The sequence below is a fragment of the Psychrobacter sp. ER1 genome, from assembly GCF_048631835.1.
Lineage (GTDB): Bacteria > Pseudomonadota > Gammaproteobacteria > Pseudomonadales > Moraxellaceae > Psychrobacter.
In genome coordinates, this window is record NZ_CP184640.1 from 1539438 (window position 1) to 1566234 (window position 26797).

General features: G+C 43.8%; 13 protein-coding genes and 7 pseudogenes. 7 read left to right on the plus strand and 13 right to left on the minus strand.

What is annotated here, in order from left to right:
* The first annotated feature begins 54 nt into the window (after positions 1-54).
* A pseudogene (locus ACOBWA_RS07025) lies at positions 55-4591 on the plus strand (UvrD-helicase domain-containing protein).
* Between the two features lie 73 nt (positions 4592-4664).
* Entirely contained in the window at positions 4665-6875 is a 2211-nt protein-coding gene (gene recD / locus ACOBWA_RS07030; RefSeq protein WP_420230637.1) for an exodeoxyribonuclease V subunit alpha, read from the plus strand.
* Positions 6876-6993: 118 nt separating this feature from the next.
* On the opposite strand, the gene ACOBWA_RS07035 is transcribed toward recD, so the two are convergent.
* Together ACOBWA_RS07035 and ACOBWA_RS07040 are read right to left on the minus strand one after the other, a co-directional pair.
* Positions 6994-7557 carry a hypoxanthine-guanine phosphoribosyltransferase gene (locus ACOBWA_RS07035; RefSeq protein ID WP_057760160.1) on the minus strand — a complete coding sequence of 188 codons (564 nt, stop codon included), beginning with the start codon at positions 7555-7557 and terminating at the stop codon, positions 6994-6996.
* A gap of 102 nt (positions 7558-7659) precedes the next feature.
* Positions 7660-8328, minus strand: coding sequence for a hypothetical protein (locus tag ACOBWA_RS07040; RefSeq protein ID WP_420230638.1), 669 nt, complete (start codon positions 8326-8328; stop codon positions 7660-7662).
* Positions 8329-8630: 302 nt separating this feature from the next.
* On the opposite strand from ACOBWA_RS07040, the gene ACOBWA_RS07045 reads away from it, so the two are divergent.
* The 3 genes and pseudogenes from ACOBWA_RS07045 (at position 8631) to ACOBWA_RS07055 (ending at position 11826) form a co-directional block, all read left to right on the plus strand.
* Entirely contained in the window at positions 8631-10313 is a 1683-nt protein-coding gene (locus ACOBWA_RS07045) for a carbon starvation protein A (RefSeq protein ID WP_420230639.1), read from the plus strand.
* Positions 10314-10427: 114 nt separating this feature from the next.
* Positions 10428-10738, plus strand: a pseudogene (locus tag ACOBWA_RS07050) (cory-CC-star protein).
* Between the two features lie 72 nt (positions 10739-10810).
* Positions 10811-11826, plus strand: a pseudogene (locus ACOBWA_RS07055) (ArsA family ATPase).
* A gap of 25 nt (positions 11827-11851) precedes the next feature.
* Here ACOBWA_RS07055 and ACOBWA_RS07060 read toward each other — a convergent pair.
* From ACOBWA_RS07060 to ACOBWA_RS07070, 3 genes and pseudogenes are all read right to left on the minus strand, one after another.
* The gene (locus tag ACOBWA_RS07060) at positions 11852-13513 is read right to left on the minus strand and encodes a DUF3482 domain-containing protein (RefSeq protein ID WP_420230640.1); all 1662 of its coding nucleotides are present in this window, start codon (positions 13511-13513) and stop codon (positions 11852-11854) included.
* Between the two features lie 251 nt (positions 13514-13764).
* Positions 13765-14715, minus strand: a complete 951-nt coding sequence (locus ACOBWA_RS07065; RefSeq protein WP_420230641.1) for a sterol desaturase family protein — start codon at positions 14713-14715, stop codon at positions 13765-13767.
* 214 nt (positions 14716-14929) lie between these two features.
* Positions 14930-16329: pseudogene (locus ACOBWA_RS07070) on the minus strand (DUF2868 domain-containing protein).
* Positions 16330-16547: 218 nt separating this feature from the next.
* Between ACOBWA_RS07070 and ACOBWA_RS07075 the strand changes: the two are divergent.
* On the plus strand, positions 16548-16934 hold the full coding sequence (locus ACOBWA_RS07075) for an SDR family NAD(P)-dependent oxidoreductase (protein ID WP_420230642.1): 387 nt from the start codon (positions 16548-16550) through the stop codon (positions 16932-16934).
* The gene (locus tag ACOBWA_RS07080) at positions 16907-17338 is read left to right on the plus strand and encodes a hypothetical protein (RefSeq protein WP_420230643.1); all 432 of its coding nucleotides are present in this window, start codon (positions 16907-16909) and stop codon (positions 17336-17338) included. The genes ACOBWA_RS07075 and ACOBWA_RS07080 overlap by 28 nt, the downstream gene beginning before the upstream one ends.
* 38 nt (positions 17339-17376) lie before the next feature.
* On the opposite strand, the gene ACOBWA_RS07085 is transcribed toward ACOBWA_RS07080, so the two are convergent.
* The 8 genes and pseudogenes from ACOBWA_RS07085 to acnD all read right to left on the minus strand — a co-directional run bounded on the left by ACOBWA_RS07085 (position 17377) and on the right by acnD (position 26509).
* Positions 17377-18441: a bifunctional 2-methylcitrate dehydratase/aconitate hydratase gene (locus ACOBWA_RS07085; protein WP_420230644.1), complete on the minus strand. Its 1065-nt coding sequence runs from the start codon at positions 18439-18441 to the stop codon at positions 17377-17379.
* A 2-nt stretch (positions 18442-18443) separates the two neighbouring features.
* Positions 18444-18929 (minus strand): MmgE/PrpD family protein, encoded by a 486-nt coding sequence (locus ACOBWA_RS07090; RefSeq protein WP_420230645.1) that lies wholly within the window; start codon positions 18927-18929, stop codon positions 18444-18446.
* Between the two features lie 143 nt (positions 18930-19072).
* Positions 19073-19699, minus strand: coding sequence for a GNAT family N-acetyltransferase (locus ACOBWA_RS07095; protein WP_420230646.1), 627 nt, complete (start codon positions 19697-19699; stop codon positions 19073-19075).
* Positions 19700-19770: 71 nt separating this feature from the next.
* A pseudogene (locus tag ACOBWA_RS07100) lies at positions 19771-21621 on the minus strand (ABC transporter ATP-binding protein).
* A 38-nt stretch (positions 21622-21659) separates the two neighbouring features.
* A pseudogene (gene prpF / locus ACOBWA_RS07105) lies at positions 21660-22845 on the minus strand (2-methylaconitate cis-trans isomerase PrpF).
* 146 nt (positions 22846-22991) lie between these two features.
* Positions 22992-23252 carry a Txe/YoeB family addiction module toxin gene (locus ACOBWA_RS07110; RefSeq protein WP_037025847.1) on the minus strand — a complete coding sequence of 87 codons (261 nt, stop codon included), beginning with the start codon at positions 23250-23252 and terminating at the stop codon, positions 22992-22994.
* Positions 23253-23371: 119 nt separating this feature from the next.
* A pseudogene (locus ACOBWA_RS07115) lies at positions 23372-23620 on the minus strand (type II toxin-antitoxin system Phd/YefM family antitoxin); the annotation flags it as partial.
* A 255-nt stretch (positions 23621-23875) separates the two neighbouring features.
* Complete coding sequence (acnD, locus tag ACOBWA_RS07120; RefSeq protein ID WP_420230739.1) at positions 23876-26509, minus strand: Fe/S-dependent 2-methylisocitrate dehydratase AcnD; 2634 nt, start codon at positions 26507-26509, stop codon at positions 23876-23878.
* Between the last annotated feature and the right edge of the window lie 288 nt (positions 26510-26797).

Below are 26797 nucleotides of genomic sequence, written 5' to 3' on the forward strand. Positions count from 1 at the left end.
AATTAGTTTTTGCTATTTTGTTTTGATAAATAATAATTAAAAGTATGCGCCCATATGACAGACCTTAGCGATCCAACCAGTACCATTGACTTGTCTACACAACCGAATTTATTTGATGAATATTCAGATGAACTGACTTTATCTGCTGTGCCTGAGCGTAAAAATGATGTCATACCGGCAGTTGAGGTTGATCTAACGGGTAAACACCTGATTGAAGCCTCAGCGGGCACGGGCAAAACTTGGACGTTGACCGGTATCGTGCTGCGCCTACTGATCGAAGCGCGACGTGCACCAGAGCAAATCATTGCCACGACTTTTACACGAGCCGCCGCTGCTGAAATGCGTCAACGTATTCATGATCGTTTGGTAGATTTTTATCAATTATTACAATGGGTTAATAGCCTAAGTGCTGATACTGGCAATAAAGAGAGTCTCTATCCCAACATGTTGCAAGTCATGCCTGAGGGTAATAAAGACGCACAAGCAGGCAGTAATTCAGACGTAGACGCAAACGTTGAGACAGATATTGACGATTTAAATCAAGACCTTGCTGCTGATAAGCAAGCGGCGGCAGAGAAACGTAAACAAGCAAAAAAGACCGCGAAGATTGGTTGGTTAATCAGGCCAAATATGTGCGCTTAGATAGCATCATGCAAGATCCTATTAACTTGCATCTCGTCGGCTATTTGCTAGATCACGTGTACAGTTACCCCATGGCGGAAGCTATTAGGCGTACGGCACTGGTACTAACCACATTGGATAAGCTGTTTGTAGGCACGCTCGATAGCTTGGCGCAAAAATGGCTGACGGAGTACAGTAGCGAAACTGGTCACCAGCAGGGTATGGGGATTATTGAAGACAGCAGTATTGAACAGGTGACTGACAGTATTATTCATGATGAGCTGCGTCAGTTTCAGAGCCGCTTATACTATGAGCAGCCTAAACTTTACGCGCTGATGGATCAGCAGGGTAAGCTGACTGCAGTTGGCGATCATAAGAAATATGTGACTCGCTCGCTTAATTTTATCTCTGCGCCGATTGATGAGATAAGGATTGAGAAAGGCTTTGACTTTGATGCATACGAAAAACTAATTAATGAGTTTTCTCAGTTAGATTTAGTAGATATCCAGCCTTATTTAAATCCTGATTATAGAAAGTCTCAAGGATTCCGTGGTGGTTCCAATTTAACCAAACAGTTTGATGCCATTATCGAGGTGCATCAAAAGATATCGCAGTATCAGCTGACATTTAATAGCTATTTAAATGAAAGCGAGAATAAGATTCTGACATCATTGCAGGATTCTAGATATCCCGATGAAGATGGCAAAATTAAGAACTTTAATAAGAATAAAGAAAAAGAGCATCAGACACTTTTTGAGTTAGAGACCATTAGTAAGTTAATGGCGATCTTAGACATGCTTGATAGTTTAAATCAGCATATTTTGTTGGTATTAGCCAATCTTAACCGTCATATTGTGCTGGCTGTGCGTAATAGACTGCCAGTTATTTTAGAAGAGCGCGGCGAGACGACCTTTAGTTTGCAGATGGTACGCTTAAACCAAGCATTAACTGGTCGTCAAGGAGATAAGCTGGCGCGTTATATTCGTCATCACTATCCTGTGGCGCTGATTGACGAGTCGCAAGATATCAATGGCGAGCAAGCCATTATGATTGAAAGCATTTACTTGCCAAAGAATAAGCGTAAACAGTCGGACAATGACAAGCAGTCAACCACTAAAAAAGCCAATCATGAGTTTCTGCTATTGGTTGGCGATCCCAAACAGGCTATTTATGGGTTTCGTGGTGGCGATGTGGCCAACTATAATTATATGAAAGCCCAGTTTGACAAGAGTACGCTTTGGACACTTGATATCAATCGCCGTTCTAATGCGGGTGTGATTAACGCATTGAACTGCTGGTTTGGTATGGCTGATGCCACAACTGCTGAGAATAAGCTGTCGCAGCTAGGTACTGGCATTCATTACCAACATATCAAAGCGGCAAAACCGGAATATGAGCTGTCTTGGTTTAATGCGTTAGATAGGCTGGATGATGTGCTAGTGACAGAAGTGCTTTCTGCTCAGCCAGTGAGCCTATTGCACCTGCCTTATGACAAGGACAAAGAATTTGATTATGATGAGCATGAAATAACAGCTCGCCATATAGCCACTTTGCTCAGTAGTGGTCAGACGCTAAAAGGTAAGCCGATACAGCCCAGTGATATTGGGGTGCTGGCACGTGCCAAAAAAGATCTGAAAAGGGTCGAAGACGAGCTGGTAAAACTGAATGTGCCGACTTTGACCACCAGTGACGTCAGCATCTTTGAGACTATTATGGCAGAAGATGTGGCAGCATTGCTGAGTGCCATGCTATACCCGTATCGTCATGACATGATTAATCGGGTATTGACCAGTCATCTATATGGACTGAGTATCAAAAACATCAAAGCCATGATGACGGATCATGAGTCAGGCATTACCGAAGGTAGCAGTGCACCAAGCGCCCATTCAAATAAGTCTAATTCGAAAGACTTCTCAGCGAATGAAGCTACTGATATTAAAAAAGCTATCAAGACTTTATTACTTATCTAAAAGAAGGGGCACAGCGTTGGCAGCACTTTGGCATCTTATCAGCGCTACATTATTTATTAGATAAAAGTCCTGTGCAGCCGCAAGGCGTTTGGCAGGCCCTAGCTGCTCATCCAGAAGGTGACCGTCATATCATGGACTTGCGTCATGTAATGGACATCTTGGCGCAGTATGGCTTAGGAATGGGTGAGTATGAGTTGTTGGCGTGGTTCAGACAGCAGATAGATACAGCACCCAACAGTGATTGGGCTAAGCAATATCCGCTACCGACAGAGTCTGGCGTGCAACTGATGACCATTCATAAGTCAAAAGGGCTTGAGTTCCCTATTGTCTATGTATTGGGAATGGGTGACGCCAGTAGGAAGTCTGGGAATAAAGAAGACTATGGGCTATATCTATATAATGCGCAACAAGCGCCTTCAGCGCTAGTGCGGCAGTCGATAGAAGTACAGCAGTCGACAGATAATCAATTAACGGGTAATCAGCGCCGCTTCTCACCATTGCAAAGCTCTGCCACAGTTGAGGATTACTACACCGATATCGAAACACAGGAAGGTTTTGATGAGATAAGACGGCTTGGTTATGTGGCATTTACTCGAGCCAGTGAGCAGCTTTATGTGGTGCTGCGAGATCCGAGTAACAAGACAGGATTTGAGCTAAAGCCAGTGTTTTATTGGTTTGAATCGCCAGAAGCAAAGTTTGAGCTACCAGATAGACTCAAAGGCATTGTAGGCATGCTCAGAGGTCATAAAGTTAATGAGTTTTATGACAATAATTACGCAAACAACAATGCTAACTCAGCAGGCGTAAATGACAGTGCTCAGCTAGCCGCAACCAAACCAAGTGCTCATAAGCCTACAACAGAGGCTATTGAGTACGCGCCATTTTCTGAGGTGATGAAAACCAATTATTTTTATGGTTGGGCTAAGACTAGCTTTACCGCCTTAGCGCGTCAGCTAGATGAATCTACACAAGCAATGGCGATAGTGGATGAGCGTATTGATGATGCGATAGACATTGATATGACGGAGTCTTCAGTTTCAGACCTCTCTTTACTTAATAACGGTGAGTCTCTCGAACAAGACGGTGAACTAAGCCTCAAGGTAGAAGATGATATCCGCTTTACCTTTGTAAAAGGTGCCAATGCCGGTACGTTTTTGCATGAGATATTTGAACAAATAGATTTCACTAATAAAGCCCAGTGGCCTCAGGTTATTGATAGAGCGATTAGTAGCTATCAGTTGCCGCTGATATATAGCAGTGCGGAACAGCAGAGCCGCAGATCACAAGGCAAGAAACAAAGAAATAGTGATGGGTTTGATCTTGAGTCAATAGATACAACGAAGCATGAGGCATTAGTTAATTGGATTGAAGAAGTGCTGCATGCGCCACTATTGGCCTCCAATCAACCCTTGATTGCTCTTGATAAAGGTAAGCGATTTGCCGAGTTAGAGTTCAATATGGGGTTGTCAGAGAATTTTAAAGCACAGGATATTAGTAAGCTTTTTCAACGGTATTTACCTGACGAGGCAGATAAACACGTTACTCTAGTGCCACAAAATAAAGCACATCTGTATCGTTATCTGCGTGGTGAGATTGACTTGGTGTATGAGCATGCTGGCAAGTATTATGTGGTCGATTATAAGAGTAACTTTCTAGGAAATAGCCTAAGTGACTACAATGAAGATACCCTCAAGAAAGCAATGTCTAAAGCAGGGTACTGGCTACAAGCAGCAATCTATCAAGTAGCATTACATCGATTTCTTGCCATGAGAATCAGTGATTATACGGGTAACGAAGATAAGTACTTAGGCGCTGTAGAGTACGTGTTTTTACGCGGTGTGTATGATCCGAATGCTAAAATCGCTGACACTACCTCTCAAGATAATAATAAACATAGCAGTAACAACTTAGAGAATTATGGCTGCTATGGATTGGTCACTTGGGATATACCCATTGCTTTTATTAAAGGTTTAGACGCATTATTTGGTCTGCCTAATTAATAAACCTGCTATGACAATTAAATAGTCAAAAATTGTTATAGCAGTTAATCGGATTAAAAGAGATAAATATACGATGAGTAATAATAACAACAAGAGCAAGTCAGCCATTAGCTTACAAGAGAGCTGGGCCAGTAATCTCAGTGATTATATTTTGCTGCGCCGTCAGCAAACACATGTAGCGTATGACGCAACAGATGCAAATACCAATGATGAAAACGGAAGAATCGGTAAGTCAAAAGATAGCGATTTATTTACGGCTCTATTTGTTATTTTAGCGGCTCATTTGGAAGAAGGGCATACTGTATTGACCATTAATGCAGCCGATCATGAAGCTCCCATGCAAGGTCAGATTAATGGGGAAGTGGTCACGTTATATACATGGCAGCAGCAGTTATTACAGATACTGGCAACACCAATTTTTGCGCTGATTGATACTCAGATAAAAACGCAAATAGACACGCAATCAAACGATGATACTACAACGGAGACATCGCTATTTGTATTACTAGATACTTTGTTTGGTCAGCGAGATTACCTGTGGGCGCAGCTAGCACTGAGTAATCATGAAAAAGAGACGTTGATCAAACGTTTTAATGCGATAACTACGTTATATCATCGCTTGAAAAATAGCGACTTAAATACTTTCGTTCATTCAATCCATGAGCATGCTTTATTTGCTAACGTTGAGGCAAATACTAATTATAACAACTATCAAAATAGCCTAAGCAAAAATAATCAACCGATTATTTACAACATAGCTAAAAGTGCACAAACTCGAAGTTCGAAAATCACATTTTGGTTACACCGTGCTTGGCAAGCAGAGTTTAATTTAGCAAAAAATATCAACAATATCTTAAATCAGCAAGTAAGTCCTTTACAGATAGCAATACCTGAAAACCTTCATGAGCACCAAGTGAAGGCAATCAATGTCGCTAATAATAATGCGTTTAGTATTATTACTGGTGGCCCAGGGACAGGTAAAACCTACACTGTGGCTCAATTAGTTATCGCGTTACAACAGGCGACAGAGAGTAGGGGAGATGAGTCTGAACATATTAGGTTTAGCACAGACAGTGCTAGTCTAGCATTAGCAGCGCCGACGGGTAAGGCTGCCCAGCGTATGCAAGAGTCTCTACAGACGGCTTTAGATGACGCAAATGTAGAGTTGCAGTTGCAAGAGGCAAAAACCATCCATCGTCTACTAGGTATCGGTCGAACGGGTAGACCGCGCTACGATTCCAACAACCCACTCGGTGAAGATATTATCATTGTTGATGAGGCATCTATGCTCGGAGTTGAGTTAGCCAATTATCTTGTGAGCGCTGTAAAGCCAGGTGCTAGGCTGATATTATTAGGCGATGCTAATCAGTTAGCAGCAGTCGATGCAGGAGCAGTATTGGCTGATCTATGCCGTATTCCACTATTGCAACCTATTCACGCAGAACTAACCGAGAGCCGCAGATTTAGCGCCGAGTCAGGTATCGGTAAACTGGCCACTCAAATTAATAAAGCAGAGACAAGTCTTCAAGCTATTTGGCAATTATTAAGGCAAGACGCTGCTTTGAGTTTTCAATATGTTAATACGTTACAAGCAGAGTCCATATCAAATAATGAGATGAAAAATAGCCTAAGCAAAGAAAAAATTATTTCAAGAATATCCGATAATTACCAGTTATACGTAAATAAAGTTAAAAGTTTGCTAAGGAATCCAATAGAAAAATCCGTGCCAGAATCAGTTAAAAATACTACCTCTTCGTTAATGGAGGTATTTAATCAATTTAGAATCCTCACTGCTGGCCATAATGGTGAGTGGGGCGACCACTATATCAATAACTATCTTACTCAATGGCATCTCGCTGAGCTAAAGTTACCATTGGGTCAAAACACGTGGTTCCATGGACGTCCTGTTATGGTGCTACAAAATAACTATGAGCTTGGATTATTTAATGGGGATATTGGTTTCTGCTTACAAACATCAGATGAAAGGAGCCAATTAGAGGTATTCTTTGAAAATAAGACACAAGGGATAGCTGTTAATTTGCTAAATGAAGAGGTGATAGCCACGGCATATGCAATGACTATTCATAAGTCACAAGGATCCGAATTTGATCATGTTGCTATTACTTTCGATAACAGCCATGCAAGATTGCTGAGCAAAGAGCTTATCTATACGGCAGTGACTCGTGCTAAGAAGCAGGTAACGATATATAGTACCAAACACGCTTTAGAAAAAGCGGTTCAAACACCAACTGAACGCCATACTGGTTTGGCATTACAGTTTTAACGATTCATTCAAGTTGTTGTCGGCGCAATAAGTCAGCGCAATAAGTCAGCGCAATAAAAAAGCATCCAATTTGGATGCTTTTTTAGGATTTAACTATTTTAATCAATTAAGTTTAGAATTAAACTTTGTCTTCTTTGATTGCATAGATACCTGGCAGGTGACGCAAGTAACCATGGAAATCCATACCACAACCGTAAACATAACGATCTGCAACATCAATACCCACAAAATCTACGTCAAAATCTGCAACTTTGCGATCATGTTGCTTGTTAAGCAAGACACAAGACTCAAGTGATAGAGGCTTTTCTTTGCTTAATTCTTCAACAACTGCTTTTAGGGTAATACCTTCGTCAAAGATGTCGTCGATTAACAATACGTGCTCACCTTCGATACTAACATCAGGCTTGAATTTCCAATCAAGCTCATTAGTACCTTCGTTATCACGATAACGGGTCGCATGAATATAGTGCATGCGATGGTAGAACGTAAGATGAGTCAGTAGTTGACCAGCTGGAATCAATCCGCCGTTCATCACGACCATAACAATTGGGTTTAGACCAGCATAATGTAGATTGAGCTGAGCGGCCAAACGCTCATAAGCAGCAGCTACTTCGATACTGCTAATAAGGCACTCTGAGTTGCGTAAGGTTTTTTCAATTTCTTGGTTACTGATTTGGGTCATCGGGTGCGCCTTTGGTAAAAAGTGCCGCTTATTTTAGCAAATTTTAGTGAATTTGCCCAACGTCATATGACTTTTGGGACAAAATTAATCCAACTTTTAGGGTTATTCTGGCTTTTCTATAATAAATGGACGGTAATAATTGGCCAATCTATTCAATGAGTCATTTGGTAGGTCAGGTAATAGCTTATTAAGTGCCATACTCATGCCTTTATCAATTGCCGATTTGGCAACTGGAACTGACTTACGTTTGATCATGCCTAGCTTTAATGTCTCGGCATAACGACTGATAAAATGGGTCAATGTTTCTTCGTTCATGGTTTCGAGTGCTGTTTTAAATTTGGCTCTATCTACCTGTTCAGGCGTGATAGCAGCAAACCCTTCAGTGATGGTATTGGCATCTTTTTCTGACAGTTTAAAGCCAACACGTTTAATGCCTTCATTATCAATAAAGGTTGCATGATCTCTTAGAAAATGAAAACTTGGTAATACGTCTTTGTTGTTTTCTTTACCCAATAAGATATTCAGCAAAGTATCTGTCGCGCGTTCAATCGTTCCAACAATTTTACGCATAGAAGCTTGGCGCTCAGGGTTAGGAATAATATCTACCAAACCAACCAATAAATTATCAGTAAGATCACGCGCTGTCTGATGCGTAAGAGCATCGCGATAAGGGTAGTACTCTACATTCTCATTTGAAGCAACGACTTGTTCGGCCTCACTGATTAAAGCTTTTAGTTTATCTGAGGGTACGAATCCAAAATAATGTGCCATTGCACTTCCTTTATTTGTTGTTTTTTATGTCTTACTTGCGTTACATTGATCACCAAATCGGTTATTATTTAAACAAAGTTTTAGTCTCAGGCTCATCACACCAAATGCTGATTAGTGACATGCCCTAGTTATAAGATAAATGACTTTGTTGATTGGTAATAATTTTGCAAATTGCTAGAATTTACCTAAACGATAGATGAGCTGAGTCACTCATCGCACACTAATTTAGCATATTTTTCATATTTTAATTCAAAAAGCTTGAACTTATAAGGCTATTGACTACTTGTCTAGGGAGAGATGAGATGAATAGTGCTATCGTACTACTATTCGCCGTTGCCGCTATGCTCTGCGGCTACGTGTTTTATTCAAAATTTATCGCCACCAAAATTTTAGCATTGGACAACAGCCGTCCTACACCCGCACATACGATGAAAGATGGGATCGATTATGTTCCTACTAATAAGTATGTATTGTGGGGGCATCACTTCACGTCAGTGGCAGGGGCTGCACCAATTATCGGTCCTGCCATTGCAGTTATTTGGGGCTGGGTGCCTGCCATTATTTGGGTAGTGGTAGGTACTATCTTTATGGCTGGCGTACATGATATGTCTGCTATTTGGGCAAGTATGCGTAATAGAGGTCAGTCGATTGGCTCTATTGCTGGTACTGTTATGGGCACACGTGTCCGCAGCTTGATGATGGTTGTCATTTTCTTATTACTACTGATGGTCAATGCTGTATTTGGCGTAGCTATTGCCAATATGATGATCAAGACGCCATCTGCGGTATTGCCAGTTTGGGGTGCCTTAGTGGTTGCCTTTATCATCGGGCAGTGTATCTATCGCTACAATATGAATTTGGTCTGGGTGTCCATTATCGGGGTAACAGCCTTGTACGGGCTTATTTATCTTGGCCCTATGTTCCCGATTGTGTTACCTGAAACCATCATGGGTTTGCCTGATAACGCAGTATGGATCTTGATCTTGTTCGCCTATGCGGCGATTGCGTCGTTGTTGCCTGTATGGATGCTACTTCAACCTCGTGATTATATTAATGGCTTACAGTTATTTGTCGGTTTGATTCTACTGTATGCTGCTATTTTTATTGGCACGCCTAATATTGTTGCGCCAGCGGTTAACACTGCGTTACCAGCTGATACACCGTCACTGCTGCCATTGTTGTTTGTGACAATTGCTTGTGGTGCCATATCAGGTTTCCATGGTTTAGTCGCCACAGGGACTACTTCTAAGCAGATTGATAAAGAAGAAGACGTTCGTTTCGTTGGTTACTTCGGTGCATTGGGTGAGGGTATGCTAGCACTTGGGGCAATCCTTGCAGCAACCGCAGGTTTTGCGACTCTTGGTGATTGGCAAGCGGTCTATCAAAAATTTGGTGATGGCTCTATCGGTGCGTTCATCGATGGCGGTGCGACCATATTGAATGCCGGCGTTGGCATCGACATGGTGCTATCACAGACGATGCTTACGGTAATGGCTGCATTGTTTGCTGGTACGACGATGGATACTGGCGTACGTTTACAGCGTTACATCTTCCAAGAATTTGGTGAATTTTATAATTTACCCGTATTGAATAAGAGTGTCGTTGCAACGTTACTTGCTGTCGGAAGCTGTTTGTTATTAGCGTTCGGTGCTGGTGGTATCGATGGCGCGGGCGGTATGATCATTTGGCCGCTATTTGGTACAACCAACCAGTTAATGGCCGCCTTAACCTTGATGATCGTTACCATTATCTTGTTACGTAAGGGTAAGCCAGTTTGGTACACCTTGGCACCATTGTCGTTCTTGTTGGTTATGACTGTCTTTGCACTATTGATTCAGCTCAAAACCTTCTTTACTGATGGTAATTGGCTACTTATTATTATGGATATAATTATCTTAATCGCGACCATTTTGGTGACGTTTGAGAGTTTGTCTGTACTACGTAAAGAGTGGTCACTACATAAAGGCAAAAACGGTGAGGTTTAAACGTTAAACCATATTGATTGTCTGTTTAATAAAAACGCTAGCAGCAACTGCTGGCGTTTTTTGTATCATATAGGCATGATAGATCATAAGAATTAAGTAAAATACGAGTACATTATGGAAAATAAAAACACATCAAATAATATAGAAAATGTTCAACAATTAGAGGACACTCAACCATGGTGGCAACGGTTTAAGAGTGGATTAAATGAGTTTTATCATGCGCCTTATCGTCAGACAATGGCACGCGCGGCACGTGATGAAGAAGATTTTTTATGTTGCTCATGTTTGCTGAGAGCTTGGGGATTGATAATCCCGCCAGCTTTTATACATTAGAATTGCAACCATTATTTTTAGAAAACTTTCATGAATGGCATACACGTATGGGAATGGATAGATGTCCATTTGACCATGTTGGTTGCTGCTAACAGTAGTGGGTTGACTATATAAACAGTAGCCAAGCATTTATTAGATAATGAGACAAAATACGAGATAACGATATGGCATTACACCCTTTACATGGATTGGTAGAGCAGTTAAAGACACAACCTATTATATTTATCGGCGGCAAAGGTGGTGTAGGGAAGACCACCACGGCAGCAGCTCTAGCCAGCTACTATGCAAGCCAGCAGCAAAAACCTTAATTGTCTCAACCGATCCAGCGCATAGTTTGGGTGATGTATTGAATGTACGACTCAATAATGAGAAAACGGTGATATCACCTTATCTAGATGCGATTGAGTTAAATCCTGACGTGATTGTCGATGAACATTTTACTCAAGTCGAACGTACGATTAAAGCTTATGCCAACCCAGATATGATGCCCAAAATTCGTGAGCATCTGCGATTATCTAAATCAGCACCTGGTGCCCAAGAAGCCGCGATGCTTGAGTCTATGTGCCATCACTTAGTCGAAGCGGCAGATGCTGGGTATGAACACATCATCTTTGATACTGCACCGACAGGTCATACTTTGCGATTGTTGGTGTTACCAGAAATGATGGGCGCGTGGACGGATGGGCTGCTTGCACAGCAACGACGACAGGCCAAACTACGTTCGGTGGCGACGCATTTGGACAATCACAATCAGAAACAGAGCACGCAAAAGAACGACGTGGCCAATCCATTTGCAGCAAAAAAATCAGATCGCTGGGAGCAAGCTGTCTCAGTATTAGAAAAGCGCAAGCAATTGTTCCGCCAAGCAGGGTTGCTATTACATGACCGTACACAAACAGCGATTGTGTTGGTGATGACCGCTGACGTCTTACCATTGGCTGAGACCAAGCGCGCTATCGAGCAATTAGAAGATAGTAAGCTCATGCCAGCAGCAATCGTCATCAATCAGCTGATATCAACTGCGCAGTCGGATGAGTTTTGGCGACGCCGCGCTGAGCGTCAGCAGCATCTACTGCAGGATATCGAACAAAGCTTTACCAAGTACCCGCTGTATCCGATTTACCTGCAACAGACGGATGTACGTGGTACTGATGCATTGAGTGCGTTGTTAAGTGTATAAAGTGCATAGATAGTTCGCTGGTAATTTATGACTCACGCTTATACGACTGTAGTTTACCTGACAGCGACCATGCCATGTCTGTGCGTAGTAACTGAGCTTGTTCGGACTTGCCGCTGCTAAGCGACGACCATTGTGGTTTACCACGCGCTTTTTTGAGCTCACTTGGTAATTTATGAGTTGGCCATACAGTAATTGGATTATTGTCTTCATCTTCATGGTTAATGTCGTTAGTTAGCGACGTTCCAAGACTGCTGTTTTCGCCTTTATATAATAACTGAGTGGCATCTGTAGCAGCATGACCACGATGGCGTAATGCAGTAAGTAAGTCTAATGCTCGCGTTGCTAATAGCGTCAACGTAGCAGGATCGATATATAAGCGTTTTACCCCAGTAATCCTATCGGCAATACTACTGGTATTCGATAGCAACCCGCCTGCGATCCCACCTATTGCGGCACCCAATCCAAGGGTCGTACCTAGGGCTGCTGCATCGATACCTAATCCTAGAAGCGCACCAGCTGCTGCACCAGAAGTGGTACGAATACCGTAGCTCTTGAGAAGTTCAGGGTCGAAAGGATCTTGTTGATAGGCTTGTAGTTCAAGCGGTGTTGCTGCGACCGCGTTGTCATAAAACTTATATAGGTTCAGGAGATTATGCTGCATCGCACGCTCACTTTGTCTAACGGCTTCTTGCATTTGCTGTAACACAGGCAGTGGGTCGTCATCTTCATTGATCTCGCGCACAAAGGCAGCAACATTCAATAAAAAATCAGCGATGATGATATTGGCCTCATCATACAGCTGAGCCCAGTCTTCCGTTCGACGTTGCATCAGCTGCTCAAGCATCTCAGAGTGGGTGAGCATGGTGGCTAGGTTTTTCCATAGGCGCATCTCATCTTCAAACTCAAACGCGACCGAATCAAAACGCGTTGAAATATGCAGATTGCGTCTTGCCAGCATCGTTTGCCAGTCGTCGATATTAGCATTCTGGCTGTCTGTAAAATTAAAAACAGGCATGACGGGGATAGCAGCCCAAGACAAAATCGATAGCTCGTCTTTATATTTACCCAATACAGGCTCACGAGCATCTACCACGTAAATGGCCATATCACTTGTCAGCAGCTGACGAATTACTTTGGCTTCTTGACTATAATCATAGGGCAAGTCATAGCTGTCTGAACCTTGAGCGACATCCGCCGCCAAAAACTGTTGCAGACGTTCAATACCATCACGGCGACTGGCAGTGTTGTCCTCTAGCCAGTCCATAAGCCCTGAAGCATCTTCCAGACCAGGCGTATCGTATAGTGCTACCAGCACCTCACCAGTTCGACTGTCTGTCAGCTGTGCTTGCTCAACGTGACGCGTGGTCGCAGCTTCGTTTTTGACTTCACCAAAATATACGTCTCGCAATAACGTGCGCAGTATAGAGGTTTTACCCGTATTGGTATGACCAACAACGGCCAATTTGAGCGGTTCACCACTGGCGATGGTTTTCTTTGTTACCCTTGACACTGGTGCTGTCGTTGCTGATGCTTCGGTTGATACAGGTTGATTATCCTGAGTAGCTATTGACTGAGCTACTGTAGATTTTGAGGTGTTGTCTGAAGGAGTGCTTGAGACATCAGGGGTTGGCTCATAAGCCTTGTCTGCAAAGAGACCTGCATGATTATTTTTATTGTCATTATTCATAGTAAAGTCTTATATTTATTGATGGCAAAAACACATAGTAGCCATTTATTGTAAAACAAATCTGACTGGGTATCGGTTCATAAATCGTAGTCCACGCATTTATAATCATGCTCTAGTCGGTTCAATATACTTTGAATACAAGGAAGACGAGTGAAAGCACTACAAATAGTATGCTAAGCGAGACTGATACCGTATCCAAAGTATAGAGAATTGACTATATTAGACAGCACTTGGTGGACGCAGCAGTACCTTTAGCTTTTTCTTAAACCCTTTAGCACGAAAAAGCGCTGCCACATACGGTAAAAGACGCCAAATATCAGGCTAATGATATTATCGTGGCTGGCTTCACCAACGGCACCGTATTTAACTGGATTACTGACCGTATCTTCTTCTACATAAGTGCCAAACCAGCGATCAAAAATAATGAGAACGCCGCCATAATTTTGATCAATGTATTCGTTATTGGTGCCATGGTGAGCACGGTGATTAGATGGAGTGTCAAAGACATACTCCACCCATTTGGGGAATTTTCCCACGGTTTCGGTATGGATAAAGAATTGATAAATCAAATCCAACCCATAAAAGAAAAATACCCAGACAGGATGTACGCCTAACATCATCAGCGGGACAAAGAATAGCCACCATCCCGTCACTGAGTACAGCAGGCTTTGACGCATGGCGGTGGACAGATTCATATGGTCATCTGAATGGTGCACGACATGCGCTGACCAAAACCAATTCATACGGTGTGACGCACGATGGAACCAGTAGTAGCTAAATTCAACCGCGACGAATATAGGAATGGCGGTGAGCCATGTCACCTCAATAGTAAATAAGCGATATTGATATAACCATAAGCAGATAGGTATGACGATAAGCGCTTGGACAATCAATTCAAACCCTAAATAAGAGCCGCCCAAGCTAAAATTGGTCATCGCACGGCGCCAACTAAAGCTTCTACTATTGCCACGCTTGGACTGATAGAACCATTCTGCCAAAAATAACAAGAAAAATGGACCACCAGCCAGCGGTAGCAGCCACTCTTGCCAATACGCAGGCAAAATGCTCGCTAGCATTGGCTGCCACGCCTCTGGCGCAGCTGTTAAGATACTTTGGTTTAATGCCTCTCGGTAACCATCCAATAGTTGACCATATTGACCTAGGGTCATAAGGGGGCTGTTTAAAGAGTTATCTGCTGCCATCTTGGGCTCCTAGCCACTATAAAACATCCTTGTCGTCTTGATATGACGTCACAGCTATCAAAATATATCTTAACAACTGTTATATCAATAAGTCTTTAAGCCTGTCTGAGGTTATAGATCTATAATATTTATTTATTGTATATCGTGCGAGTCATAATGATAAGTTCATATATGAAAAATAGATTGCAAGTAATAGATTAAAAATTAGAATGTATTAAGCATCTATATCAACCAAGCCAATTTTTCGTGCAGAGAGCGCTGTTTGCCATTGCTGATAGCGAACTGCTTGTTTGTCTAATGGCTCATCATCGGTACGTGCATCAGTCAAGCTAGCCGCAGAGTTGGTATCGCTAAGCAGCTGTACAATAAGCCCATCTTTGGCGTGAGTAGCGATTTGATCGATTTTTCGTAGCGTACCGCGGTCGGGCAGTGCGTTGCTATGAATGCCAAGTAAGACCTGTACAGGATGCGCATCTAAATAGTTTTTAAGCCGTGCCATATCATCACGGTCATCAACGATGCCAAAATCCTCAACTTCGCTTGATTGTTCAAAACCATGGTTGCTGCCATCAAGCCCTGACTGCCACCATTCGTCCTGATTTGCAGGGTATTCAAGCAGCGCAACTAACTTTTTGCCCATACTGACCGTCGCTTTTGGGGCGATAGGGGCTAGCGCTTCTATAAAGTCATCAGCATCTACCACGTGCCGCTGCCAAAAGTTTAGGATTTTTTGATAATACGGCTGTTTGATATCCAAACGCATTTTTTGCGGCGGAACATCAATGCACAGAACGCCCATGCTATCGCTCGCGGTACAATACCGTACATCAGCAAGCTACCGACCAGTAATCCTGCCCATTGCCTTGCAACAGACAGTGGCATGGCTTCAGTGACAAGCCTGCTCTGTGCGATTGCCGTACTGTCTGGCACACCAAATCCTACCATACTCGGTAGCCAGCCTAATACCTGAGTCAGGCTCACAAGCGCCTGATCAGAGAGTAAGGTTGACTCCCAGCTAAAGCTATACTGACGTACAACCAGCAAAAATATAATCGCAAGCAGCATACCGGTCAATGTCGCGAGCCACAACTGATGACTAAACCGCCCCAAATACCAGCGCATACCGCTGTGCTGCAACTGCCGCTCATACAGATCGACAGCCGCCTTGGTCACATCGTCCTTACCGCGTATGAGATAACTTGGACTGACAAAGCTCGCAAACCAACTGGGCGATTGTTGATCTCGATTGATGAGTGTCATGGCAAGCCAGCCACCAAGCATAATGGTATGAAAACCAAGTAGACAGACCAACACATAAAAGAAGTTCACAACATTAGACTGCAATAGCGTGAACAGTCCCAAAAATCCCGAGATACACCACACCACGCTCATAACAATCATGATGCCCTTTATACGACCATCAATCTTGCCTAGAACACGCGCAAGCGCCCCGTTGCTATCTATACGTGATGCACGTCGATGCAGCTTTTGGATAGGCGTGCCATCCTCGCCCTGTAGTTTTTCCGTGATTAATAACGGGTCAGTGGCAAAAACGTGCTGATCGGTCTCTAAAGCACGTACCAGCTCGGTCAGTTGATCTTGGGGTGATAGCATAATGCGATAATATCCGTATGAAAGCGTCAATATAATAAATAGCAATCCGAAAACAGGCGTTCTAATCGTTATAGATTATTGTAGCGTATATAGAATGAGGATGACTTGTATTATTTTTATCATAGTAAACGCTTATAAAGTCAGCCAAAATGAATAAATGAAACCCAATCGTGTCAAAAAACGTATAAAAGAGACATATCAAAAAAGGAAGGTGCCATATGAATAACGAAATGAATAATAAAACCTATCTTATCATCGGTGGAACAGGCGGCATTGGTCAAGCCATGGTACAGCAGCTAATACAAAAAACGACTGCTAATCAAACGGACAGTCAGTCTAATCAAAGCCATCGCACACAAGTATTTGCTACTTATCATCGAAATAAGCCGAATATTGAAGCAGAAAACCTACATTGGCTGCCAATGAATGTCAGTGATGAGGATAGTATTAAAAAAGCTGCCGATACCATCAAACAGACAGTCGGTCATGTGGATTGGGTGATCAACTGTGTGGGGTTATTGCATACAGGGACCGCACAGCCAGAAAAGGCCTTGCGACAGATGGAAACAGAGTTCTTTTGCAAAATATGCAAATCAATGCGCTAGCCAGTTTGCTGATAGCCAAACACATCAAACCGTTGCTCGCCAAGGCTAATCGCAGCGCCAATCATCCTGCTATTTTTGCGACCATATCAGCCCGTGTTGGCAGTATTACTGACAATCAGCTTGGCGGTTGGTATAGCTATAGAATGAGTAAGGCGGCGCTTAATATGGGCATGAAAAATCTAAGTATCGAATGGGGTAGGTCACTAAAAGACGTCTGCGTGGTTGTCATGCAACCAGGCACTGTTGACACCCAACTCTCCGCACCGTTCCAAGGCAATGTCGCTGAAGGACATCTGTTCTCACCAGCGTATAGCGCGGAGTGCTTATTGGAAGTGCTCTCAGGTATGACTGCTACCCAGTCAGGCAGTTTTGTCGATTGGGCTGGAGAGTCAATACCTTGGTAGCCGTTAAACTGACGCTAGCGTACTAGTAAGCCATCAATCTAATACGCTTCAAACAGTGACATAAACTCATTCACAGGCGTCTGCTCCAGTTTTTCTTGATCGTCGCACAACTCAATGATCTGCTGACAGCGACTTTCAATAAAGCGAGTGGCCAGACTGGCGCGGAATTTAGCTTCCAGCACAGGGATGCCCTCAGCGCGGCGGCGTTTATGGCCAATAGGATACTCTACAGCCACTTTTTCTGTACTGCTGCCATCGTTAAAAAATACTTGAATGGCGTTGGCAATAGAACGCTTACTTGGGTCATGATAATCTTTTGAATACTGCGCGTTTTCTTCTACAAACATCTTGCTGCGTAGCTCATCGATTGACAAATGCTGTTCGTGATAGTCATCCTCGTAGTTCTCTGCCATTAGATCGCCTGTCAACAACGGTACAGCCACCATATACTGCAAGCAATGATCTCGATCGGCTGGATTGGCAAGCGCGCCTTCTTTTGAGATGATGCGAATCGCTGAGTCATGGGTGGTCAGGACGATTTTTTCGATATCGTCAATTCTGTCTTCGATGTGTGGGTGCAAAATAACTGCCGCTTCACAAGCAGTTTGCGCATGAAACTCAGCCGGAAAGCTTATTTTAAATAAGATATTTTCCATCACATAACTACCAAAATCTCGCTGGAATTTAAAGCGACGATCGTCTTCAGGCTTTGTGGCTAGATCCTTATTGGTATGGCTAAATAGCACATCATAGAATCCCCACTGCGGTGCAGTTAATGCGCCAGGGATACCCATTTCACCACGCGCCGTTATATCTACCAGACGTACCGCACGACTGGTCGCATCGCCTGCTGCCCATGATTTTCGGCTACCAGCATTGGGTGCATGCCGATAGGTGCGCAGTGCCTGACCATCGACGATGGCTTGTGAAATCGCTGCCATGATGCGCTCACGGGACAGCTGATAAAGTTTGGCAACGACGGCTGTTGATGCCAACTTGACCAAGAACACATGATCGAGCCCCACACGATTGAATGAGTTTTCTAGTGCCAGTACACCTTGAATCTCATGCGCCATGATCATGGCTTCAAGCACGGCTCTCATGGTTAATGGTGCTTGTCCTTGGCTGATATTTTTTGACTAATATAGTCGGCAACCGCTAAGATACCACCCAGGTTATCAGAAGGATGGCCCCATTCGGCAGCAAGCCATGTATCGTTATAGTCAAGCCAGCGCACCATACAGCCAATATCAAAAGCGGCTTTGATGGGGTCTAGCCTATAGGATGTGCCAGGGACGCGAGCGCCATGCGGCGTTATTTGATCGGGACAATCAGGCCCCAAGTGCTTGGTACACTCAGGGAAGCGCAGCGCCAATAGACCACAGCCAAGCGTGTCCATTAGACAGTGGCGCGCGGTATTCCATGCATCAGTAGGGTTTAGGGATTGCTCGTCTATTGAATAATTAAGAACGTAATCGGCGATTTTTTGAATTTCATCGTCATATTCTGGACGAACGTTGCTCTCTACAGTTGCATCGTTAATATTTGAATTGGCTGTATTTGAATCGTTATCTAAGTGATTATTTGACATGGTTGGTTCCTCATCCTGAGTGTGCTACTTCCTTGACTGATTATCTCAGCCATCGTTTTAAAGGAGTCATCATTTAAAAGTAGCATACTCAATATGGAACAACCAATTTGAATTATGTTAAGAATTAAGACCTTACAAGCTGTCTAAATCATTAAATATAGCAAGCCTAGAATAAACATTGCTGCCAAGATAAAGAGTAGAGAGCTTAAAACTTTGTTTGTGGTTGACGCAGTATCCGTGCTCTCTTTTTTGATTTTGTTTTTCTTAGCAACGTATAGCACCATCTTCACATGTTCGATATTGTCCTCGAGATAATGTTCTCCTTCAGGTACAAAACCCAAAGACTCATAAAAGCTAAGTAAGTAAGCCTGTGCAGAGATAATAATCGGTCGCTTCTTACCATAGTTTTTTCGGCAGTGTGCAATGGCCTGAGTCATCATCTGCCGTGCTAGGCCATCACCTCTGTGCTCTGACAATACCAGCACTCTACCGATGGCAGGCATAGTAGTATGGTTGGTTTTAATCGTAGGGTCAGCAACCGATAGATTGGATTTCAGCTTATTAAACTCAGGTGGAATGATACGACAATAGCCAACCAATGCTGCATTTTGATGAGCGATTAGGTGCAAGCAATCAAAATCCACTTCATCCATATCTTGATAGGCACAGTTTTGTTCGACGACAAACACTTGCGAGCGTGCCTTTAAAATATGATAAAGATCAACTGAGGTCAGCTCGTCAAAGGTTTTTAAAGAGAATTCACAAGTCATAGTGGGCTAGCTTCTGGCAATAGGCAGTAAAAGATTGGCATTATAACGATTTAGGCAAGCATTAACCATTCCTAACCGTTTAGGGTCTGGCTGATTTTGTCTAAGTTTAGGCTATCAGACATGGCGCTAAAGATTTCAAAATATTTGCCGCGCTGGGCATAAAGTGCCTCGTGCGTACCTGTCTCGACGACTTCGCCGTTTTCTATCACCACGAGATCATCCGCATCAATGATTTGGGCAATATTGTGCGAAACCATAATGACGGTACGGTCTTTTTGATCAGATCTAGGCTCTTTTTGACCTGCTGACTGGCGATAGCGTCTAGACTGGCGGTTGGCTCGTCCAAAAATACAATGGGCGGGTCTTTTAAAAACATCCTTGCCAATGCAATACGCTGCTGCTGACCGCCTGATAAGGATTTGGCGGTACTCTCGTAGCCATCTGGTAGAGACATGACTTGCTCGTGGATAGAGGCTTTTTTGCAGCCACGATGATGTCATCTTCGCTAGCATTCATATCGCCATAGCGGATGTTTTCACTAATCGTACCCGAAAAAATATGATTACTCTGTAGGACTAGGCCGATGCGCTGACGCAACTCATGGGTATCACAGTCAGCCAAATCATGCCCATCTAGGCAAATCGTGCCAGCGTCTGGGGCATAGAACTTGACCAATAGATTGATAATCGTGCTCTTTCCTGCGCCAGAAAGGCCAACCAACGCAGTGATACGATTAGGCTTGATAGTAAAGCTGACGTTTTTTAGCGCTTGTGTGCCATTCGGGTAGGTAAAATCAACGTTTTTAAGCTCGATATGGCCCTTTAGGTTTTCGCTACTGATGCCATCGATGTTTTCGACTTGTTTATCGTCTTCTAAAATATCGAAAAAACCTTCGGCATAGGTCAATGCATTATTTATCTGGTCGTAGATGCGGTGCAACTGACGGATAGGGGCGGCGACGTTTTGAAACAGCATGACATGAAACAAAATCATGCCAATGGTCATCTCACCTTGTAGCACAAAATAAGCGGTGAGAAGGATGATAACCACCACCCCAATCTGCTCGATAAAGGTTTTGATGGCATCATAAATAAAGCCAATACTACGAATGCGCAGTTGATTGTCGGTCATTTCCTTTTGAATGGCTAAGTGCTTCTCAGCCTCGATGGACTCACGGACAAAGGATTTCACCACGCTGATTGAATTAATCAAAGAGATCACCAAACCGCTTTTGGCTTCTCGAAACCCGCGCATCTGCCGACGAAAACCTTGCAGACGGCGTGCTTGCTTTTGACTGATAAAAAAGTAAATGGGTATGATAATAAGACCGACCAAGCCTATCCAAAAATTGGTCGAAAACATGATAATAAGTGCCACGATCGCATTGGCAAACAGCGGTAGCATATCGATAAAAAAGTTTTGCACTAAACTGGTTAAGCTGCTGACGCCATAATCGATACGGGTTTGCAACTTGCCACTGTCGTTTTCGCTACTGGTATAAAATGCCATCCGATAGGTCAAGATGCGCTCAATGATTTTTTGCGATAAATCACGTGATAGATTGATACGAATCTTTTCGCCGAAGAAGCGTTGCCCAAACGAGATAAATATCGACAGGATCTCTTTGGTCAGGAGGACAGCGCTAATAATCCCTAGCATTCGCAGACCTGCCTGCCATGGCTCGGTAAGCGTGGCAATTTCGGTCAACGTATCAACGGTATAACGCAGCACAAACGCATTAACCTGAGCGGTAAAGGAGCCTAGGGCGGTCAGCACTAAGGTGGCAATGATAAGTACGCGGTAAGGTTTAGCAAATACCGCCAGTTTTTTTAGAATATCCCACAGCAGCGCCCGCCGTTCTTTTTCTCGACGGGAGCTTTCTTGTCTAATTGCACACGGCGGGGTTGGGAAGATGTTGGCATAAAACTCTATCGCAAATTAAAATACGCCATGACTACGCTTAAAACGCATCCGCTGGCACAAAAACTTCACCTACCATGATACGCCTTGCTGAGCGGCTCATCGACACTTTTTGGCTTGCCAGCGCCCATCGACCAGTTCAGTTTTTCCACCGACGAGCAATGTACCTGATGGATGGCCAAAACGTACTTCATCGAACTTCTGACCACCAGCGGCCTCATTTACTAAGGTTCCTTGTGTGGTTGCTGCGGCGGCAATAGCGACTGCTGCTGTACCCATCATAGCGTGATGCAATTGCCCCATACTCATAGCACGTACCACTAAGTCAATCTCACCTGCATCGACCGACTTACCACTAGAGGCCGTATAGCTCTGTGCTGCACCTACCCAAGCGACTTTAGGAATGTGTTGGCTGGTCTGTGCTTCAGAAACGTCTTTAAATAATCCCATCGCCACACCGCCTGTGGCACGGATTTTCTCAAGTTTGGCAAGTAGCTCACCATCGCTATTGATGTCGCCTTGTAATTCAGTACCCGTAAAGCCTAAATCTTCTGCTTTCATAAAGATGGTTGGGATACCAGCGCTAATGAAGGTCGCTTTGACGCTGTCGGTATTTAAACCGCAGCCAGAAACATTGAAGTCATCGACCAAGTTACCAGTAGGGAACATGTCACTAGTGGCATCTACAGGGTCGATAAACTCAATTTTGACTTCAGCCGCTGGGAAGGTTACACCGTCTAATTCAAAATCGCCCGTCTCTTGAACCTGTACTTTGTCATCTGCGTCTTTATAGACTGGAACATGCGCAATAATCGTTTTACCGATATTTTCTTGCCAAATGCGTACTTCACAAATACCGCTATCTGCATTGTCATCGATGCTGTTAGCAATCTTGTCGGCATCGACCAAACCCATATTAATGGCACAGGCACCAACGGCTGCGGTTAAGTTACCACAGTTACCCGCCCAGTCAATCATTGGCTTGGCAATATTAACTTGTCCGAATAGATAATTCACATCGTGATCTGAGCTAGAAGAGGCCGATAAAATAACCGTTTTTGACGTGCTAGAGCTACCATTGCCCAAACCATCAATCTGCTTGCCGTAAGGATCTGGGCTGCCGATGACACGTAATAGGAAGTTATCACGTGATTCGCCAGCGACTTGGCAGCGCTCAGGTAAATCAGATAATTTAAAAAAGTGCCTTTTGAAGTACCACCGCGCATATAGGTAGCAGGAACGGATAGTTGCGGGGCGAAAGAGGCTTTTGATTGAGTATTGGTTTGAGCCACTGTATTAAGTCCTTTTTATATTGTTATAAGATTGGGTGCGGTGTCATTAGCAAGTAAGTATGAACGACTAAGAGCGCTCGTTAATAATGATAGCGACAAGAGATAATCGTCAGATAGTTATCATCGACGGCATATACCAACCGATTGGCGTCATCGATGCGTCTTGACCAAAATCCAGATAGATTTTCTTTTAGGGGTTCAGGTTTGCCAATGCCTTCAAACGGATTACGCTTACATTCGGTGATGAGTTTGTTAATACGTTTGAGTGTTTTTTTGTCTTGCGTTTGCCAGTATAGGTAGTCTTTCCACGCAGCATCTGTCCATGCTAGTTGTTCACTAATTGTTAGACCCTTTTCCTTTGGATGGATTACAGTCTTTGAGTTCAAGCACTTTCAATATCGCTATACGTATGCTCATTATTATCGCTGCTACCATCACCTTTATCACTATCTTCTACCGTATCTATTAGCTCACGCGTAACAGTCTTGCCAGCTTTATATTGAGCAATAGAGTCCGCTAAGTGCGCCGCATTGGCAGGAGATTTTAATAGATAAACGGTTTCCATCAGACTATTGTAATAATCAAGCGACATCACAACGGCATCATCAGCATCACGGCGGGTTACGATAGTGGCGTTGGCATCATCGTTTACCGTATCTAGGACGGACTTTAGGTGCTTTCTGGCTTCTGAAAAACTAACGACTCTCATGGCTTACTCCTTTCATGACATTTTGCATAACTTGTACAATATATCGTACATATTACGCTATTGGTGAAGCAAACTCAATATTTAGCTATTTTTCAATATTAAGATATAAGTAAGAAGGCTCAGTGTGTAGCTTGCAAACCATGTTTTGAACCAAGCTTTAACATTAGCAAATAAAAGCCGATGTCATATAAAGTTATACAACATCGGCGACTTTTATACTTTACTGCTTATCACGCTGAAACCTACAGGATAGCCTTAGACGATATCAAGCGTACCTTCGATAAACTCTTTAGCAAAGCGTTGTAGCATACCGCCAGCATTGTACATTTTCACTTCATCAGCTGTATCTAAGCGGCAGATAATAGGCGTCTCAGCGGTACTACCATCGGCACGATGAATCACTAGAGTCATCAACCCGCCAGCAGAGACTTCACCTGTGACATCAAATGTTTCCGTACCATCGATATTTAGCGTATGGCGAGTCGTACCTTCCTCGAACTGTAAAGGTAGCGCGCCCATGCCAACTAAGTTTTGACGATGAATACGCTCAAAGTCCTCAGCGACGACGGCTTCTACGCCAGCGAGACGGACACCTTTGGCAGCCCAATCACGGCTTGAGCCTTGACCATAGCCATCACCTGCGATGATGATAAGTGGCTGCTCACGGTTCATGTAGGTCTCAATCGCTTCCCACATGCGCATGACTTGACCTTCTGGCTCGACGCGCGCCAGTGATCCTTGGACAACTTCGCCATCTTCATCGCGTACCATTTCGTTCAATAGCTTAGGGTTGGCAAAGGTGGCACGTTGCGCGGTTAAATGGTCGCCGCGATGGGTTGCGTATGAGTTATAGTCCTCAGCAGGCAAGCCCATAGTATCGAGATACTCGCCAGCTGCTGATGAGCCAAGAATAGCATTTGAAGGTGACATATGATCGGTTGTGATGTTATCACCAAGGACTGCAAGCGGGCGTAGGCCTGTCAGTTTATTTTTCTTGGCCATTTTGCCTTCCCAATACGGCGGACGGCGGATATAAGTGGTCATTTCACGCCAGTCATATAATGGGCTTAGTGCCTTACCTGTGTCTTTTTTGGCTTCATCAAACATTGGGATATATACGGCATTGAATTGCTCAGGCTTAACAGCAGCAGCAACAATTGCATCCACTTCTTCATCATCAAACCAGATGTCTTTTAGATAGACGTCATTGCCGTCTTGGTCTTTACCCAATGAGTCTTTTTCGATATCAAAGCGGATGTTACCAGCGATGGCATAAGCAATAACCAGTGGCGGCGATGCCAAAAATGCCTGCTTGGCGTATGGGTGGATACGACCATCAAAGTTACGGTTACCAGACAGCACAGCCGTGGTAAATAAATCATTGTCGATAATTTCTTTTTCGATATCAGGGTCTAGCGCACCGCTCATACCGTTACACGTGGTACAGGCAAAGCCGACTACATCAAAGCCAATCTCTTGCAATTCTGGCATCAGCCCTGCTTCTTCTAGATACATTTTAACGGTCTTTGAGCCTGGTGCTAATGATGACTTCACCCAAGGTTTACGTAATAAGCCTTTGGCATTGGCGTTACGAGCGACAAGACCTGCTGCCACCATGTTGCGTGGGTTTGAAGTATTGGTACAGCTGGTAATAGCAGCGATAATCACCGCGCCATCTGGCATCAGGCCATCTTTTGGTTCAGGCAGTTTTTCGTCAGCGCCATGAGCGATACCTTTGGCAACCAAGTCGGTAGTCGATACACGGGCATGGGGACGCGACGGGCCTGCCATATTACGTACGACTGATGACAAATCAAACTCAAGGACGCGTGCGTATTCGGCTTTTTCCATGCCGTCAGCCCATAGACCCGTTTGCTTGGCGTATTGCTCAACCAGTTTAATCTGTTCCTCAGAGCGCCCCGTCAGACGTAGATAGTCAGTCGTTTGCTCATCGATATAGAACATCGCGGCAGTGGCACCATATTCAGGCGTCATGTTGGAGATAGAAGCGCGGTCACCGACACTTAGCTGGCGTGCACCGTCACCAAAGAATTCGATATAGGTAGAGACCACACCTGCGTCGCGTAAGAACTCAGTCATTGCCAGTACAAGATCCGTACCAGTGATGCCTTTTTGCAATTTTCCCGTTAATTTGACACCCACATAATCAGGCAGGCGCATATAGGATGGGTTACCTAGCATGACGCTTTCAGCTTCTAGACCGCCAACCCCGATTGAAATCACACCTAGTGCATCGACCATCGGCGTGTGGCTATCAGTACCAACCAATGTATCGGCAAAAGCAACTTCTTCACCCGCTTTATTGTGCACGACCTGTACGACAGGTGACATTTTCTCTAGGTTAATCTGATGCATGATGCCGTTACCAGGCGGTACGACGTTTACATTGTCAAAAGCATACTGGCACCAGTTGATAAAGTGAAAACGGTCATCGTTACGGCGTTCTTCAATCGCGCGGTTTTTCTCAAACGCATCGTCTTCAAAGCCTGCGTGCTCAACGGCCAATGAATGGTCAACAATAAGCTGGGTTGGCACGATAGGGTTTACCTTGGACGGATCACCGCCTTGCTCAGCGATAGCATCACGCAAGCCTGCCAAATCAACAAAGGCCGTCTGACCCAAGATATCATGACAAACGACGCGGGCAGGGTACCAAGGAAAATCTAGATCTTGCTTGCCTTCAATATGCTGCTTTAGCGCATCGGTTAACTCTTCTGGTGGGCAACGGCGTACTAGGTTTTCACACAATACTTTTGAGCAAAATGGTAGCTTGTCATACGCGCCAGCTTCGATGCTCTCGACGGCCTCACGGGTGTCAAAATAATACAAATCAGTACCGGGAAGTGGCTTCTTGAATTGTTCGTTCATTGGTTGTACTAGGGCGTTGTCCATAAGTCACCTTTGGCTGTTGGCTAATTATAATAAGTAGTTAAGCGTGGATATTAGGTAAAAATTCATTCCTTTAGCAAAATCATCGTTCGTTATCATAGGCTTTGCTAAAGAAGCGATATTGAAAATTAAAAGGATATGGTCTATAAAAAAGATAGCGCATGACGATTAAACCTGAAAAACTCATAGCAAGGCTCAATCATCATACCTGTATCAGCTAGCACTGCCGCTAGCTGATAAGATTATTTAACACAAATCATCTTAATA

Coding starts and splice junctions, on each gene's coding strand:
- recD (WP_420230637.1), top strand. CDS start 4,665: ATGAGTAATAATAACAACAAGAGCAAGTCAGCCATTAGCTTACAAGAG.
- ACOBWA_RS07035 (WP_057760160.1), bottom strand. CDS start 7,557: ATGACCCAAATCAGTAACCAAGAAATTGAAAAAACCTTACGCAACTCA.
- ACOBWA_RS07040 (WP_420230638.1), bottom strand. CDS start 8,328: ATGGCACATTATTTTGGATTCGTACCCTCAGATAAACTAAAAGCTTTA.
- ACOBWA_RS07045 (WP_420230639.1), top strand. CDS start 8,631: ATGAATAGTGCTATCGTACTACTATTCGCCGTTGCCGCTATGCTCTGC.
- ACOBWA_RS07060 (WP_420230640.1), bottom strand. CDS start 13,513: ATGAATAATGACAATAAAAATAATCATGCAGGTCTCTTTGCAGACAAG.
- ACOBWA_RS07065 (WP_420230641.1), bottom strand. CDS start 14,715: ATGGCAGCAGATAACTCTTTAAACAGCCCCCTTATGACCCTAGGTCAA.
- ACOBWA_RS07075 (WP_420230642.1), top strand. CDS start 16,548: ATGAATAACGAAATGAATAATAAAACCTATCTTATCATCGGTGGAACA.
- ACOBWA_RS07085 (WP_420230644.1), bottom strand. CDS start 18,441: ATGAGAGCCGTGCTTGAAGCCATGATCATGGCGCATGAGATTCAAGGT.
- ACOBWA_RS07090 (WP_420230645.1), bottom strand. CDS start 18,929: ATGTCAAATAATCACTTAGATAACGATTCAAATACAGCCAATTCAAAT.
- ACOBWA_RS07095 (WP_420230646.1), bottom strand. CDS start 19,699: ATGACTTGTGAATTCTCTTTAAAAACCTTTGACGAGCTGACCTCAGTT.
- acnD (WP_420230739.1), bottom strand. CDS start 26,509: ATGAACGAACAATTCAAGAAGCCACTTCCCGGTACTGATTTGTATTAT.